We start from the raw sequence: 13,684 nt of genomic DNA, 5'->3' as shown, positions 1-13,684 counted from the left end.
AAGACGGCCATAGAGAGGTGCTTGAACGTCTTACTGCAACGTTGCAGTCTTGAAATCGTATGATTTTTGAGATCGGATGTGCGCACCAACGGAGGACGCCGAAACCCATGACTGCCATGATCCGCAACCCGATCCTGAAGGGGTTCAATCCGGACCCTTCGATCTGCCGCGTCGGCGACGATTACTACATCGCGACCTCCACCTTCGAATGGTATCCGGGTGTGCAGATCCATCACTCGCGCGACCTGGTGAACTGGCGGCTCGTGCGTCGGCCGCTGGAGCGGGCAAGCCAGCTCGACATGCGCGGCAACCCTGATAGCTGCGGCGTCTGGGCGCCGTGCCTCTCCTACAACGACGGGCTGTTCTGGCTGGTCTACACCGACGTCAAGCGCTTCGACGGCAACTTCAAGGACGCGCACAACTACATCGTCACGGCGGAGGCGATCGAGGCGACCTGGTCGGATCCGGTCTACGTCAATTCCTCCGGATTCGATCCGTCGCTCTTCCACGACGACGATGGCCGCAAGTGGTTCCTCAACATGCAGTGGAACCACCGCACCGAGAGTTTCGGCGGTTCGCCCAAGCATCCGGCTTTCGACGGCATTTTGCTGCAGGAGTGGGACGAACGTACACGCAAGCTCGTCGGTCCGGTGAAGAACATCTTTGCGGGCTCGGCGCTCGGCCTGGTCGAAGGGCCGCATCTCTTCAAACGCAATGGCTGGTACTACCTGACGACGGCGGAAGGTGGCACCGGATATGATCATGCCGTGACCATGGCGCGGTCGCGCACGATCGATGGTCCCTACGAGATGCATCCGGATACCTACCTGATGACATCAAAGGATCACCCGGAGGCGCCGCTGCAGCGTGCCGGCCACGGACAATATGTCGAAACACCTGATAGTCAGGCCTATCACACGCATCTCTGCGGCCGGCCGCTGCCGCCGCAGCGTCGCTGCACGCTCGGCCGCGAGACGGCGCTGCAGAAATGCGTCTGGCGCGACGACGGCTGGCTCTATCTCGAAAGCGGCGGCCCGGTGCCGGAAGTGCTCGTGCCCGCTCCAGTTCAGGTCGAGCGGATACCGGCAGCGACCGTCGTAGAGACGGATTTCAACGACAGTGCGCTGCCGATCGAGTTCCAGTGGCTGCGCACACCGCAGCCGGAGCGGATCTTTTCGCTCGAATGGCGGCCCGGGCATCTCCGGCTCTTCGGGCGCGAGAGCATGGGCAGTTGGTTCGAGCAGGCGCTGGTCGCCCGCCGACAGGAACATCACGCCTTCCGCGCCGAGACGACGGTGGATTTCAAGGCCGAAACCTATCAGCAGGTCGCGGGCCTGACGCAGTACTACAATCGTCACAAATTCCACGCGCTCGGCGTGACGTGGCACGAAACGCTCGGGCGTGCGCTGACCATTCTCTCATGCCCCGGCGATTTCCCGCATGGCCGGCTGGAGTTCCCTGTCGGCAGCGGCATCGCCATTCCGGATGGGCCGATCGACCTTGCCATGGAGATCCGCGACAACGATCTGCAGTTCTTCTGGCGGGAGGCGGGTGCCGAGGATTGGCGCGCGATCGGCCCGGTTCTCGATGCGGGCGTCGTTTCGGACGAGGGCGGCCGCGGCGAGCATGGCTCGTTCACCGGTGCTTTTGCCGGGATGTTCGCCTTCGACACGTCGGGGGGCGGCAAGCCGGCCGATTTCGACCATTTCCGCTACGTCAGCCTCGCAGCAGATTGATGATGGCACATTAGGGATATGGAATAAGCGACGGATATCATTGCATATTTGTAATGTAGAGTTTCATATTCGGTTCAGGAGGCGGGGCCTATTTTCCGGGTGCAGACAACGAAAGGACACCCGAATGAAACGTCTCCTGATCGCGCTCTTCGCCAGCTCCGTTCTGATCGCGCCGGTCGCGGCACTTGCCCAGCCGGCAGGATCCTTCGAGGTGGCGCAGAACTAAGACCGCTCCCGCCGCCCAATCGACCGGAATGGCGATCGCCAGATGGATCGTCACGTCGACCGCCACGTCGACAAGCACGTCACGATCGAGAAACGGGTGATCGTCAAGAAGAAGGAACGCTGGGCGCGCGGCCATCGCCTGACGCCGGCCGAGCGCCGCCACATGGCCCAGGTGCGGGACTACCGCTATTACAAGCTGCATCCGCCGCCGCGTGGCCAGCAGTGGGTACGGGTCGACAACGACTTCCTTCTGATCAGCCTTGCAACCGGCGTCATCGTCGGCCTGGCGACGGCACGGTGAGGACAATCTTCTGGCCAGGGGCGGCGGTTGCGCCGCCGCTGGCCAGCAATGGCATTTCTATCATTCTGAGGATGCCCCCGGACGCCCGGCGCCGACCAAGACCTCCCTCATCTCTGTGCTTGTCACAGAGATCCAGCCGCCGTGCGTCGGCACGGCGAAAGGAATGCTGGACGCCTGGAGTTTTCTCGCGCCGCCGACGCGGCGCGGCTGGATTCCTGTGACAAGCACAGGAATGAGGGAGGTTTTTGCGGCTGTTGCACTTCACAAGCGCCTCTTCGAGTCTTGTTTGCCCCTTCACTTGGCGCGCACCGCTACCGTTCCGAGGGTCGGCGAGTATTCCCGCTCTCCGAACAACATGCCTTCGATCTCGCCCATTGGCTCCAATGCCTCTTCCTCCCCAGCCGTTTCCCCTAAGAACGGATCGAACATCGGCACCGGCCGCCCGGCGGTGTTGAGCGCCATGCACATGAAGCGCGGCCGACGCGGAATTGGCGCGGCCTCTGCCATCAGGCGGCCCGCGGCGACCAGTTGGCGAAGGGATCGGCGAGATCGCGCCAGCGCTCTGGTTGGAAGGCTTCGTCGGCGATGAGGCAGGCGTCGAGTTCGGCGCGAATCTCTGTCTCGCTCATCGGACCTGCGCCGATGAAGACGATCTCCTGGCGTCGGTCGCCCCAGACCGGATCGATATAGGGACCGACAGCCTTCAGGAAGCCAGGGTCGCGCGGCCATTGCTCCTTCGGCACCGCGGACCACCAGAGGCCCATCTTGCCGGTTCTGACGAGCGGACCCGCCTGGCTGATCTCGCCGACATAGTGCGGCCGGGTCGCGAGCCAGAAGAAACCCTTGGCCCTGAGCACGCCCGGCCAGGAGCGATTGAGAAAAGCCTGGAAGCGCATGGGATCGAGAGGCCGGCGGGCGCCATAGACGAAGGAGTGGATGCCGTATTCCTCTGTCTCCGGAACATGATCCTTGAAACCGTGCAGTTCCTTGTACCAGAGGGGATGCTGCTCGGCCTGGACGATATCGAAGCGGCCGGTTCCGAGCACATCGCGCAGCTTGACCTTGCCGAAATCGGTCTCGATCAGCTGCGCATCGGGATTAAGGCTGACGATGATCTTGCGGGCGGCGTCCAGCTGCTCGGGCGTGGCGGTGCCGATCTTGTTCAAAACGACGACATCGGCGAATTCGATCTGCTCGACAAGCAAGTCGACGAGCGTGCGTGTATCGCCTTCACCCGCCGTCTCACCGCGATCGGCAAGGAAATCGAGCGAGGAATAGTCCGCGATCAGGTTCACGGCATCGACGACGGTGACCATCGTGTCGAGGCGCGCGACATCGGCCAGGCTCTCGCCGTCCTCGTCGCGAAAGTCGAAGGTGGTGGCGACGGGCAGGGGCTCGGAAATGCCGCTCGATTCGATCAGCAGATAGTCGAAGCGGTTCTGTTCGGCGAGGTTGCGGACCTCCTTCAGCAGATCCTCGCGCAGCGTGCAACAGATGCAGCCATTGGTCATTTCCACCAGCTGCTCTTCCGTGCGCGAGAGGCCGGCGCCGCCGTCGCGCACCAGCGCCGCGTCGATGTTGACTTCGCTCATGTCGTTGACGATGACGGCGACGCGCAGGCCGTCGCGGTTGGAAAGCACGTGGTTGAGCAGCGTCGTCTTGCCGGCGCCGAGGAAGCCGGAGAGAACGGTAACGGGAAGCTTTTCCATCGATTGTTTCCTGTATGTTATATCGTTACGATTGTTGCGGGTAAAAAAGGCGAGCACGATCGCCCGCTTCAGCCTGCTGACAAAGCCGCCTCCGATCGGGAGGGCCCGCCGATGAAGGCAGGGTCAACACCTCCGTCATTCCTGTGCCTGTCACAGGAATCCAGCTGGCCCAAGTCCTTGGGTCGAAAGAGTTTTTTTACCCGACGGACGTCGGGTCACTGCATCCCGCCACAAGGGCGAGGATGACGGAGTGTGGGATAACCGCTCGCAAGCATGCCATCTCACGCTTTGCCAGCGGAGCGAGGCGGGCGCTCCCCACATTCGAGAGAAGCGAACGCCCGCCTTTGCCGTCTTGGGAGGACGGATCAGCTTGCCGAGGCGAGGCAGGTTTTCAGCGATGTGCCGATGTTTTCCATCAGCTGGAAGTAGAGATCCGGGCCGGCGTCGAGCGTGCCGGCTTCCGGGTCGAGCGTGCCGGATTTCGCCGGCGTTCCTTCGATCACCACATTGATCAGCTTCGGCTCGAACTGCGGCTCGGCAAAAACACAGGTCGCACCTAGCTCCTTGATCTTGGCATGGATCTGGGAAAGTCGCTCGGCGCCCGGCAGCACTTCCGGGCTGACCGTGATCGAGCCGGCGACGCGGACCTTGTAGCGGTGCTCGAAATACTGATAGGCATCGTGGAAGACGACGAAGGGCTTGTCTTTCACCGGCGCGACCGTTTCGGCAAGCTTTGCATCAAGGTCGTCCAGCCGCTTGTTCAACGCCTCAAGATTGGCCTTGTAGGCGCCGGCATTGTCCGGATCGGCTTCGGCGAGCGTCTTCTCGATCTCGGCAGCCATCGCCTTGGCATTCACAGGGTCGAGCCACATGTGCATGTCGGTATCGCCGTGGCCGTGCTCATGATCATGGCCGTGATCGTGCCCGGCGGCCGCTTCCGGCGCTGCGGCGTCATCATGCTCCGTTTCGCCTTCCGCATGCTTGTGGCCTTCGTCGCCGTGTCCTTCATCGCCATGGTCATGCGCCTCAAACGCGCCACCCTCGCGGAATTTCAGCTTCTCGAGGCCTGGCGCTTCGCTGAGTTCCACCACCTTGGCGCTGCCACTCAGCGCGTCGAGCGGCTTGTCGAGGAAGGCTTCAAGGCCGGGGCCGACCCAGAAGACCACCTTTGCCGCCTGCAGGGCAGAGGCGTTGGAAGGTTTCATGTTGTAGGTGTGCGGCGAAGCGGCGCCCTCGACAATCAGCGACGGTTCGCCGACGCCCTGCATGATCGAGGCGACGAGGGAGTGGATCGGCTTGATCGAAACCACCACATTGGGACCGGCCGCGATGGCCGGTGCGGCGAGAAGCATGGTGGAGGCAAAAAGCAGGGCGGAAGTCGATTTCATCGGGTTCTCCGGGCTTGAATGGCGCGCCTGGCCCTATCGACCGGGCACGCTGTCGGGCATGCAAAGCATCGATGCAACAGGCCATTGAAGGGCTTGAAGCAATCATGTAATGTTATTACATCAATTGCGTTATGCTATAACGTGTGCGATAGCCAGTGGCAACCATCCAATCCGGAATTTTTTCATGCTGAATTTCCGCTCCCCAGACACGTTGCCGTTGGTCAATCTCAGCAAAACCGGCGTGCGCCGCAACGGCCGCTGGCTGGTGCGCGGCGTCGAGTTCTCGATCAGCCCGGGCGAGATCGTCACGCTGATCGGGCCGAACGGCTCGGGCAAATCGACGACGGCAAAGGCGGCGATCGGCGTGTTGAAGCCGGATGAGGGCTATGTCGAGCGCAAGCCGGGCCTGAAAGTCGGCTACGTGCCGCAGAAGCTCGCCGTCGACTGGACACTGCCCTTGACGGTCGAGCGGCTGATGACGCTGACCGGACCCTTGAAGGGCAGGGAGATCGAGGAAGCGCTTTCGGCGACCGGCGTGCTGCATCTGGCGAAAGCTGAAGTCCAGCATCTGTCGGGCGGCGAGTTCCAGCGGGCGCTGCTTGCCCGTGCCATCGCCCGCAAGCCCGACCTGCTCGTGCTGGACGAGCCGGTGCAGGGCGTCGATTTCAGCGGCGAGATTGCGCTTTACGAACTGATCAAACAGATCCGCAACCGCACAGGCTGCGGCATCCTTCTGATTTCGCACGACCTGCACATCGTCATGGCCGAGACCGACACGGTCGTCTGCCTGAACGGTCACGTCTGCTGCCGCGGTACGCCGCAGGCCGTCAGCCAGAGCCCGGAATACCAGAAGCTCTTCGGTAGGCGGGCGGCCAATACGCTTGCGGTCTACAGCCACCACCATGACCATACCCATCTGCCCGATGGCCGGGTGCTCCATGCCGACGGCTCGATTACGGAACATTGCTTCCCCGGCGACGGCCACCACCATGACGACGAGGAAAACGTGCACGACCACGGCGAGGATTGCGGCTGCGGCCACCACACGCGGCTGCATGGTTATGACGCGAAGGAGAAGCGCGATGCTTGACGATTTCTTCGTGCGCGCGCTGATCGCCGGCATCGGCATCGCCGTCATGGCGGGGCCGCTCGGCTGCTTCGTCATCTGGCGACGCATGGCCTATTTCGGTGACACCATGGCGCATTCGGCGCTGCTCGGCGTGGCGCTATCGCTGCTTCTCGAGCTCAACCTGATGCTCAGCGTCTTCATCGTTGCCGCCGTCGTCTCGGTGCTGCTCCTCTTCCTGCAGCGGCGAGGGGCGCTTTCGACCGATGCACTGCTCGGCATCCTTTCGCATTCGGCGCTCTCCTTCGGCCTCGTCATCGTCGCCTTCATGACCTGGGTGCGCATCGATCTCGTCGGCTTCCTCTTCGGCGACATTCTCGCCGTCTCGGAATCCGACATCGACATCATCTGGGGCGGCGGCATCCTCGTCATCTTCGCCATCGTCTATCTCTGGCGGCCGCTCTTGGCCTCCACCGTCAATCCGGAACTGGCAGAGGCGGAGGGGTTGCAGCCCGAGCGCACGCGGCTCTTCTTCATGCTTTTGATGGCGCTGGTGATCGCGATCGCCATGAAGATCGTCGGCATCCTGCTCATCACCTCGCTGCTCATCATCCCGGCGGCGACTGCACGGCGCTTTTCGACCTCGCCGGAAGTGATGGCGGTTCTTGCCTCGGTCATTGGTGCGCTTGCGGTTACCGGCGGACTTTTCGGCTCGCTGCACTGGGATACGCCATCGGGACCGTCTATCGTCGTTGCTGCGGTTGGGCTTTTCGTTCTGAGTCTGCTACCGATCGGCCGCCGCCCGATCGAGGCAGCGCACCATTCCACGCCCGGAGGACACCACTGATGGCGACGCCGCAACTGACCAAGAACCAGACGCTGGTGATGGATGCGCTCAGCCATTCCGAAGGGCCGATGAGCGCCTACACCATTCTCGACAAGCTGCGCGATCATGGTTTTCGTGCGCCGCTGCAGGTTTATCGGGCACTCGACAAGCTGCTCGAATACGGCCTCGTGCACCGGCTGGAGAGCCTGAACGCCTTCGTCGCCTGTAGCTGCCCGCATGATCACGAGCACGACCACGGCGTCACCGCCTTCACCATCTGCGAAGGCTGCGGCCAGGTGACGGAGTTTCATGACGAGGCGATCGAGCAGCGGCTTTCGACGCTGACGCGGGCGCAGAACTTCAAGACCGAGAAGACCACGATCGAGATCCGCGGCCATTGCCAGAGCTGCGTCTGAGTCCGATTCCGCCGATCAGGGCGGAACCGCTTTTTCGGACAAGCCTGGAGTTCAATCCAGCCGGGTGAGATCGGAGGCGTAGCGCCGCCAGTTCTTGACGTAGTGCGCTGCCGAGCGCTTCAGCCCTTCAACAGCAGCGTCGTCCAGCGTACGGATCGCCTTGGCCGGCGCGCCGACGATCAGCGAATTGTCCGGAAACTCCTTGCCCTCGGTCACTAGCGCATTGGCACCGACCAGGCAGTTGCGGCCGATCTTGGCGCCGTTGAGCACCGTCGCACCCATGCCGATCAGCGAGTTCTCGCCGATGGTGCAGCCGTGGATGATGGCACCATGGCCGATGGTGCAGCCTTCGCCGATCGTGACCGGGAAGCCCGGGTCGACATGGATGACGACGTTTTCCTGGATATTGGTGCGGGCACCGAGCCGGATCGGCTCATTGTCGCCGCGCAGCGTCACGCCGAACCAGATGCCAACCTCGTCGCCGATCTCGACCTGTCCGATGACGTTTGCGTCCGGGGCCACCCAGTAGCCGCCGTTCGGCGGGGTCTGCGGGCGAAGCGATCCAAGGGCATAAAGCGGCATCGGCAGATATCCTTCGTGTCGTCTGAAATGATGGGGTGCCAGGAAGTGCGCGTCACGCCGTTCCTGGCACAATTTTTCTAAAGGACGCTAACCGCAAGCGCCGCGACGCCGTCGACGCCGCAGGTGACCTCGTCGCCGCGCACGACGGCACCAACGCCCGACGGCGTGCCGGTCATGATGACGTCGCCGGGAGCCAGCGTGAAGAGCTTGGAGAGCTCGGCGATGATCTCCGGTACCTTCCAGATCATCTGATCGAGATCGCCCTGCTGGCGCATTTCGCCATTCACCTTCAACCAGATATTGCCGTTGACCGGGTGGCCGATCGCTTCGGCCGGCACGATCACCGAGACCGGGGCGGAATGTTCGAAGGCCTTGGCGGCGGCCCAGGGCTTGCCTGCCTTCTTGGCCTCGGCCTGCAGATCGCGGCGGGTGAAGTCGATGCCGACGGCATAGCCGTAGACGCAATCCAGCGCATCCTCGACGGCGATGTCGCTGCCGCCGCGCTTCAGCGCCACGACGAGTTCGACCTCGTGATGGACGTCGGCGGTCAGCGGCGGATAGGGGAAGGCGCTACCGGCGGCAAGCAGGTTGTCCGGATTCTTCTGGAAGAAGAACGGCGGTTCGCGGTCCGGATCGTGACCCATCTCGATGGCGTGGGCAGCATAGTTGCGACCGACGCAATAGACCCGGCGAACCGGAAAGCCGACCAGACTGCCTGAGATCGGCAGCAGCACGGGAAGCGGAGGAGGGATGATAGTTTCCATGATCGTCCGGTCTTGGGCGTCCATCGGTCTCAACGGACAGAAAGATCGCTGCGCGTTTGATAGGCGCTCGCCGTCGACCGAGTGCGGTTTCGAGCGAGGCAGGGAAGAATCCGGACGTTACTGCATAAATCCGCGAATCGGAATCGATCCGATGAAAAATAAGACGAAGGTTTGAGAAGGATTTTGGACTAAAACGCGCCCGGACGGGCGCGCGAGATCACAGCAGCCGAGAGGATGCCGTGAGCGGCAAACTCAGGCGCAGTGTGCGTAGGCCTGAAGCTGATCGCGGGTCAGGAACCTGCCGTCGGAACGCGAATTGAGCTCCGGATGGCTGTATTCGAGACTGGGAACTTGGGGAAGCTCAAGGGCCTGGCGCACCGTCATGATACCGACGTCACGGCGGCCACCTTCACGCTTCACGCTGACTTCAACGATGCGATAGAGATTGCTCTCGCTCATATGTTCTCTCCCGTATATCGTTTTTTTTAATTCCCTTGCGGGGAATAAAGCGCTCCGAAATTGGTTTTTGTGAGGCACCTCAGAATATAGCCGGAAGAAGTGAAGGCTTCACGACAGAAATCGGGCCGTTTCTGGAAAAATCATGCATGATTGGGCGATAATGCGCCGAAATGATGCGGTTTTTGAGCAAATGCCCGGTATCTGAGCCGTTCGTCGACGGGTATTGGGTCTGCGGCTTCAACTAAGCGGCTTCAACTAAAAGGTCATCTTGCGCCCGCCGCTGGCGAGCGTGCGCCGCTTCGTGCGGCGGGATACGGTCCGGCGCGGTTGCGCCTCAGTGAGCGTCCAGTTCGGCCTCTTCGGCAGCCGATATGAACAGCGTTCGCGCCTCCTCGGCCGTGCGGCGACCATCGATTGCGGCGCGGCAGGCACTGCGGGCGGCAACATAGAACGGCCCGCGGCGGGGCCAATGGTCGGCAAGGCAGGCGAGCGCGTCTGAGGGGCCTTTCACGGTGCGGCACATGCCGCCAACAAAGTCGAGCTCGATCGGCTGTTTCCAGACTACTTGCATGCGTCTCCTCCTCGAGATCATCTCAATGAATGTCGGCACTGCGGCTGTCGGCCCCCTGGCTCCTCTCAAGCGGCATCGACAGTCGATCTTGCTAATGTAGCGCAGGAGGAGGGATTTGTAAGCAGCTTTTCCGTGTTTGATCAGCGCGCTGCACGCGCTGGCGGCGTGCGGCGATGGCCGAAAAGGACGCCACGACCCTAAAGGGAGACGTCGTGCCGCAGGCGCTCGGCAAAGGCGCGTCCTGCAAGAAGCAGGTGCATCTCGTTGGTATTGCCGGCAAGGTAGTCGTCGATCAGCATACGGGCATGGCGCCGCGCCCGTTCGCCGTCGCGTGCCCAGCCCTGTTCCCGGCAAAGCTCGTCGAAGACACGTTGCAGCCTCTCCATGTCACCCTTCGACAGGGCAAGGCATTGTGTCGCTCGCAAAGGGGCCACCTGTTCCTCCCGCAGCACCCATTTCCCCGCCCGGCACTATGGCAGAACGCAAGCGAATTTGACCCCTTGGGAATGAGGGGTTCCAGTGGTCTAGCGATTAATCGGAGATCGGCTATCAGGCCGCGGGCACGACGCGGTCGACCTTGGTGCGGCGACCGCCTTCCTCGATGCGATAATAGTCGGGGCCGATCTGCGCATACTGGTCGCAGCGCCGCCCGCCGTCCTCGAAGGTGATGCAAACCTCGTCGCCACTGATCGTGTAGCTGCCGCCGTCGCGCACCTCGTAGTCGCGATAGCCGTAGCGGCCGTCGGCGTAGAAAGTGGAATTGACGCCGTTGAGGTTGTAGCGCAGCGTCTTTCCGACGAGGAAGGCCTGGAGCGCGTCGCCGGAAAGCGTCGGTACGGAGGGGGCAGCCGGTCTCGGCCTTGCGACTTCAGGCGCCTCCAACTCCATCGACTGGCATCCGGCCAAGAGAAGCGTGAGCAGTGCCGCGATCGCGCGTTTCATGCCGTCCGTCCTTTTTCCTGTCAACTGTATCGATACAGGGGCACTGCCTTACCGTGCAAATCCTTAGTTCGGAATCGATTGATGGGCGAAACTAGGGAGCAGGTTCCTGGACAGCGACCGCTGGCATCTCGATAGACGCGCGGCGCTGTAATCGCCTTCGGTCGCTTCTGTCAAGTCCAGGAAGCGGTGGTGACGGCGGATCGCGTCACGCGTCGTGCCGCGTGGGCGGGCCTGCGAAGTAGAGAAAGAGATTGGCGGACCCCTGCGCGCCGGCCATCGCCGCTTCGCCAAAAGAGCTCGCATCCGTTTCGTTCTGCCAAGCGGCCTTGAGATCGGCGAGGCAATTGGCGATGGAATCGACGATCGCCTGTTTGTCTCCGGCCTGCATGACGAGAGCCGCGACCGTCGCATTCAGGATCGAGAGTTGCCCGAGCCGGGCCGCGTCGCCATGGAGGCGCAGCTCTTCATTGCTCATTTCGTCCGGGGATTTCGACATCGCATGATTCCTTCGCTTGCTGGTTGCGGCGAAAGGCGATCATTTGCCGACGAAGAAGGCAAGTTGGCCGGAGTTCGGCAAGCGGTTCGGTCCGGCGTTGGTCCTTCAAATACAGGCAGGCGGCCTTGGCCGCCTGCCTCACCCAAAAGGGGTATCTCAGAAGATACTGCCGGCCACTGCCGCGGCAACCGTGGCGGCCAGCGCCGCCAGAAGGAACGCTGCCCCTATGACGGTCGCTATTGTCCGCCGGCGCCGTGCGCCGCTCCAATCGTAGCTCATGTCTTCGCTCCGACGACGATCATGTCAAAGCGGAACAATCGGAGATTCTGCTTAACAAAATGGAAACCAGGCTGCCGGCGGGGGGACCGGAGGGCGAGCGCTCCTCGCTGAGGCGCTCTGCCGCGACTCGAGTGGAATCCCATCAGCTGCGCATCGAGCGGAGTTCTGGAAAGTCGTACCAGCGCAGTCGCTTGTCGTTGCAGCGGGAATCGTACGAGCTCGAGTCGACGATCTTCCCATCGCGCAAGGCATAGCCGCCGACCTGCAATACCTCCTGGATCCGGGTTTCCCTGAAGCGGACACAAAAGGCATAGATCTTCGCTTCGGGATTGAGCAAGACCACACTCGATATCTCGGCCATCTTGAACTGGGCGCCCTTGGCGTCGATGGCCCGCATCACTGCAACATACTCCTTGCGCACCGCTGCCGACGGCGTTTTTGCGTCGCCAGAACGGATTCCGGCGCCGGCGGCTGGCAGCCGGAGAGCGCAAGAGCGGCCAGTGCGAGAGAGAGGTATTTCAGCATTCGTTGTTCCCCATGTGTCGTTGCCGCGCAGGTTGTATCCGGCGCGTCGCGCGGCTGCAATATCAATCGGATAGGGGCCGTCATGCGGCTATCACCGCATTGCAGGGGGCGAGAATCGGGGGATGCGCCGTGTCGTTCGACACGGTCTCGCATTCTTCGGCGTTGCACTGTATAAGGCGCCGTCCCATCAGGGGGCTTTGGCGCCAAGCGGGCGCCAGTGCTGCAAATCTGCCGTGAGTGCTACAGTGTAGCGCCGGCGCGCAAAACCAGAATAACGAGAGCTGATCGAGCATGGCAGAAGGCCGCGCACAGCCCGGAAATCCGGGCAACCGTCACTATTTCAACGCACCGGTTTTCGCCGTGGCGCCTATGATCGACTGGACGGACAGGCACTACCGGTTCTTTGCGCGGCAACTGTCGCGGCATGCGCTGCTCTATACGGAGATGATCGTCGCCGAGGCGATCCTGCGTGGCGATCGGCAGAGATTGCTCGGCTTCGACGCCTGCGAACATCCGGTCGCGCTTCAGCTTGGCGGCAGCGATCCCCGGAAGATGGCGGAGGCGGCTGTTATCGCCGAAGACTTCGGCTATGACGAGATCAACATGAATGTCGGCTGCCCGTCGGACCGGGTGCAATCGGGCACCTTCGGTGCCTGCCTGATGCAGGAGCCGGAGACGGTGGCTGCCTGCGTTGCGGCGATGAAGGCGGCGGTGAAGATCCCGGTCACGGTCAAATGCCGCATCGGCGTCGACGAGCAGGATCCGGAGGTGGCGCTGCGGACGCTCGTTGCGCAGGTGGTCGACGCCGGCACGGATGCCGTCTGGGTGCATGCGCGCAAGGCGTGGCTGCAGGGCCTGAGCCCGAGGGAAAACCGCGAGATCCCGCCGCTCGACTATGGTCTCGTGCATCGGCTGAAGCAGGAAAATCCCAATCTTTTCATCGGCATCAATGGCGGCCTTCAAACGTTGAGTCAGGCGCTTGAGCAGTTGCAGCATCTGGATGGCGTGATGCTCGGCCGTGCGGCCTATCACGACAGCGCCATGCTGACGGCGGCGGATGGGCATTTCCCGCATCCGCTGACGGGGGCGGCGCCGGTGATGCAGGAAGCCAACGCCTTCTCCGAGCGCGGCCATCGCCTCGATCTCGATTTCTGGGCGGATGTTCGTGACGTGATGGCGGATTATGCCGCCGCGCATATCGCCAATGGCGGCCGGCTGATCCACGTGACGCGCCACATGGTCGGCCTGTTCCAAGGCTGGCCGGGCGCGCGGCGCTATCGGCAGTTGCTTTCCGCCGACGCGACGCGCAAGGGCGCCGGGCCCGAAGTGATCCACGCTGCCTTCGACGCGGTGTTCGAGGCCATGGCGGCCAAGCAGGCGGCGGAATAGGGTCGGCTAG

The 13,684-nt window shown here is 62.5% G+C and carries 18 protein-coding genes; 6 read left to right on the top strand and 12 right to left on the bottom strand.

Annotation, left to right across the window (positions count from 1 at the left end):
* The first annotated feature begins 107 nt into the window (after nucleotides 1–107).
* Together ACTJKE_RS33850 and ACTJKE_RS33845 are read left to right on the top strand one after the other, a co-directional pair.
* Nucleotides 108–1,736, top strand: a complete 1,629-nt coding sequence (locus ACTJKE_RS33850) for a glycoside hydrolase family 43 protein (RefSeq protein WP_440693696.1) — start codon at nucleotides 108–110, stop codon at nucleotides 1,734–1,736.
* A 244-nt stretch (nucleotides 1,737–1,980) separates the two neighbouring features.
* Nucleotides 1,981–2,262 carry an RcnB family protein gene (locus tag ACTJKE_RS33845; RefSeq protein WP_440693701.1) on the top strand — a complete coding sequence of 94 codons (282 nt, stop codon included), beginning with the start codon at nucleotides 1,981–1,983 and terminating at the stop codon, nucleotides 2,260–2,262.
* Between the two features lie 294 nt (nucleotides 2,263–2,556).
* Here the strand turns inward: ACTJKE_RS33845 and ACTJKE_RS33840 are convergent, their stop codons facing one another.
* From ACTJKE_RS33840 to znuA, 3 genes are all read right to left on the bottom strand, one after another.
* A complete protein-coding gene (locus ACTJKE_RS33840) occupies nucleotides 2,557–2,769 on the bottom strand; it encodes a hypothetical protein (protein WP_110878712.1) in 213 nt (70 codons plus the stop codon).
* Nucleotides 2,769–3,971: a CobW family GTP-binding protein gene (locus tag ACTJKE_RS33835; RefSeq protein ID WP_113514143.1), complete on the bottom strand. Its 1,203-nt coding sequence runs from the start codon at nucleotides 3,969–3,971 to the stop codon at nucleotides 2,769–2,771. Before ACTJKE_RS33835 ends, ACTJKE_RS33840 begins: the two co-directional genes overlap by 1 nt.
* Before the next feature lie 365 nt (nucleotides 3,972–4,336).
* On the bottom strand, nucleotides 4,337–5,359 hold the full coding sequence (znuA, locus tag ACTJKE_RS33830) for a zinc ABC transporter substrate-binding protein ZnuA (RefSeq protein WP_057254278.1): 1,023 nt from the start codon (nucleotides 5,357–5,359) through the stop codon (nucleotides 4,337–4,339).
* Nucleotides 5,360–5,543: 184 nt separating this feature from the next.
* Here znuA and ACTJKE_RS33825 point away from each other — a divergent pair, with 184 nt between their 5' ends.
* Genes ACTJKE_RS33825 through ACTJKE_RS33815 form a run of 3 tightly spaced genes read left to right on the top strand, consistent with a single transcriptional unit; the run spans nucleotide 5,544 to nucleotide 7,667 of the window.
* Nucleotides 5,544–6,449: an ATP-binding cassette domain-containing protein gene (locus ACTJKE_RS33825; protein WP_058324216.1), complete on the top strand. Its 906-nt coding sequence runs from the start codon at nucleotides 5,544–5,546 to the stop codon at nucleotides 6,447–6,449.
* Nucleotides 6,442–7,272, top strand: coding sequence for a zinc ABC transporter permease subunit ZnuB (gene znuB / locus ACTJKE_RS33820; RefSeq protein WP_058324217.1), 831 nt, complete (start codon nucleotides 6,442–6,444; stop codon nucleotides 7,270–7,272). The genes ACTJKE_RS33825 and znuB overlap by 8 nt, the downstream gene beginning before the upstream one ends.
* Nucleotides 7,272–7,667, top strand: a complete 396-nt coding sequence (locus ACTJKE_RS33815) for a Fur family transcriptional regulator (protein ID WP_057254283.1) — start codon at nucleotides 7,272–7,274, stop codon at nucleotides 7,665–7,667. Before znuB ends, ACTJKE_RS33815 begins: the two co-directional genes overlap by 1 nt.
* Nucleotides 7,668–7,718: 51 nt before the next feature.
* Here ACTJKE_RS33815 and ACTJKE_RS33810 read toward each other — a convergent pair whose 3' ends face one another.
* The 9 genes from ACTJKE_RS33810 to ACTJKE_RS33770 all read right to left on the bottom strand — a co-directional run bounded on the left by ACTJKE_RS33810 (nucleotide 7,719) and on the right by ACTJKE_RS33770 (nucleotide 12,157).
* Nucleotides 7,719–8,249 (bottom strand): gamma carbonic anhydrase family protein, encoded by a 531-nt coding sequence (locus tag ACTJKE_RS33810; protein ID WP_058324218.1) that lies wholly within the window; start codon nucleotides 8,247–8,249, stop codon nucleotides 7,719–7,721.
* 77 nt (nucleotides 8,250–8,326) lie between these two features.
* Complete coding sequence (locus ACTJKE_RS33805) at nucleotides 8,327–9,013, bottom strand: fumarylacetoacetate hydrolase family protein (RefSeq protein ID WP_058328739.1); 687 nt, start codon at nucleotides 9,011–9,013, stop codon at nucleotides 8,327–8,329.
* A gap of 252 nt (nucleotides 9,014–9,265) precedes the next feature.
* Nucleotides 9,266–9,472, bottom strand: coding sequence for a hypothetical protein (locus ACTJKE_RS33800; RefSeq protein WP_057254287.1), 207 nt, complete (start codon nucleotides 9,470–9,472; stop codon nucleotides 9,266–9,268).
* A gap of 334 nt (nucleotides 9,473–9,806) precedes the next feature.
* Nucleotides 9,807–10,043, bottom strand: coding sequence for a DUF982 domain-containing protein (locus tag ACTJKE_RS33795; RefSeq protein ID WP_082616090.1), 237 nt, complete (start codon nucleotides 10,041–10,043; stop codon nucleotides 9,807–9,809).
* Nucleotides 10,044–10,240: 197 nt separating this feature from the next.
* On the bottom strand, nucleotides 10,241–10,477 hold the full coding sequence (locus ACTJKE_RS33790; protein WP_093232960.1) for a hypothetical protein: 237 nt from the start codon (nucleotides 10,475–10,477) through the stop codon (nucleotides 10,241–10,243).
* 115 nt (nucleotides 10,478–10,592) lie between these two features.
* Nucleotides 10,593–10,985, bottom strand: coding sequence for a hypothetical protein (locus tag ACTJKE_RS33785; RefSeq protein WP_440693693.1), 393 nt, complete (start codon nucleotides 10,983–10,985; stop codon nucleotides 10,593–10,595).
* A gap of 205 nt (nucleotides 10,986–11,190) precedes the next feature.
* Nucleotides 11,191–11,481 carry a hypothetical protein gene (locus ACTJKE_RS33780; protein WP_093232961.1) on the bottom strand — a complete coding sequence of 97 codons (291 nt, stop codon included), beginning with the start codon at nucleotides 11,479–11,481 and terminating at the stop codon, nucleotides 11,191–11,193.
* A gap of 156 nt (nucleotides 11,482–11,637) precedes the next feature.
* The gene (locus tag ACTJKE_RS33775; RefSeq protein WP_255570991.1) at nucleotides 11,638–11,760 is read right to left on the bottom strand and encodes a hypothetical protein; all 123 of its coding nucleotides are present in this window, start codon (nucleotides 11,758–11,760) and stop codon (nucleotides 11,638–11,640) included.
* A 142-nt stretch (nucleotides 11,761–11,902) separates the two neighbouring features.
* Nucleotides 11,903–12,157, bottom strand: a complete 255-nt coding sequence (locus ACTJKE_RS33770; RefSeq protein WP_440693691.1) for a hypothetical protein — start codon at nucleotides 12,155–12,157, stop codon at nucleotides 11,903–11,905.
* A 419-nt stretch (nucleotides 12,158–12,576) separates the two neighbouring features.
* Here ACTJKE_RS33770 and dusA point away from each other — a divergent pair, with 419 nt between their 5' ends.
* Nucleotides 12,577–13,674: a tRNA dihydrouridine(20/20a) synthase DusA gene (gene dusA / locus ACTJKE_RS33765; protein WP_110878710.1), complete on the top strand. Its 1,098-nt coding sequence runs from the start codon at nucleotides 12,577–12,579 to the stop codon at nucleotides 13,672–13,674.
* The last annotated feature ends 10 nt before the right edge of the window (nucleotides 13,675–13,684 follow it).

It is taken from the genome of Ensifer sp. 22521 (assembly GCF_052044795.1).
In the GTDB taxonomy this organism is placed as follows: Bacteria; Pseudomonadota; Alphaproteobacteria; order Rhizobiales; family Rhizobiaceae; genus Ensifer.
This window is presented reverse-complemented; position numbering and strand designations above follow the sequence as displayed.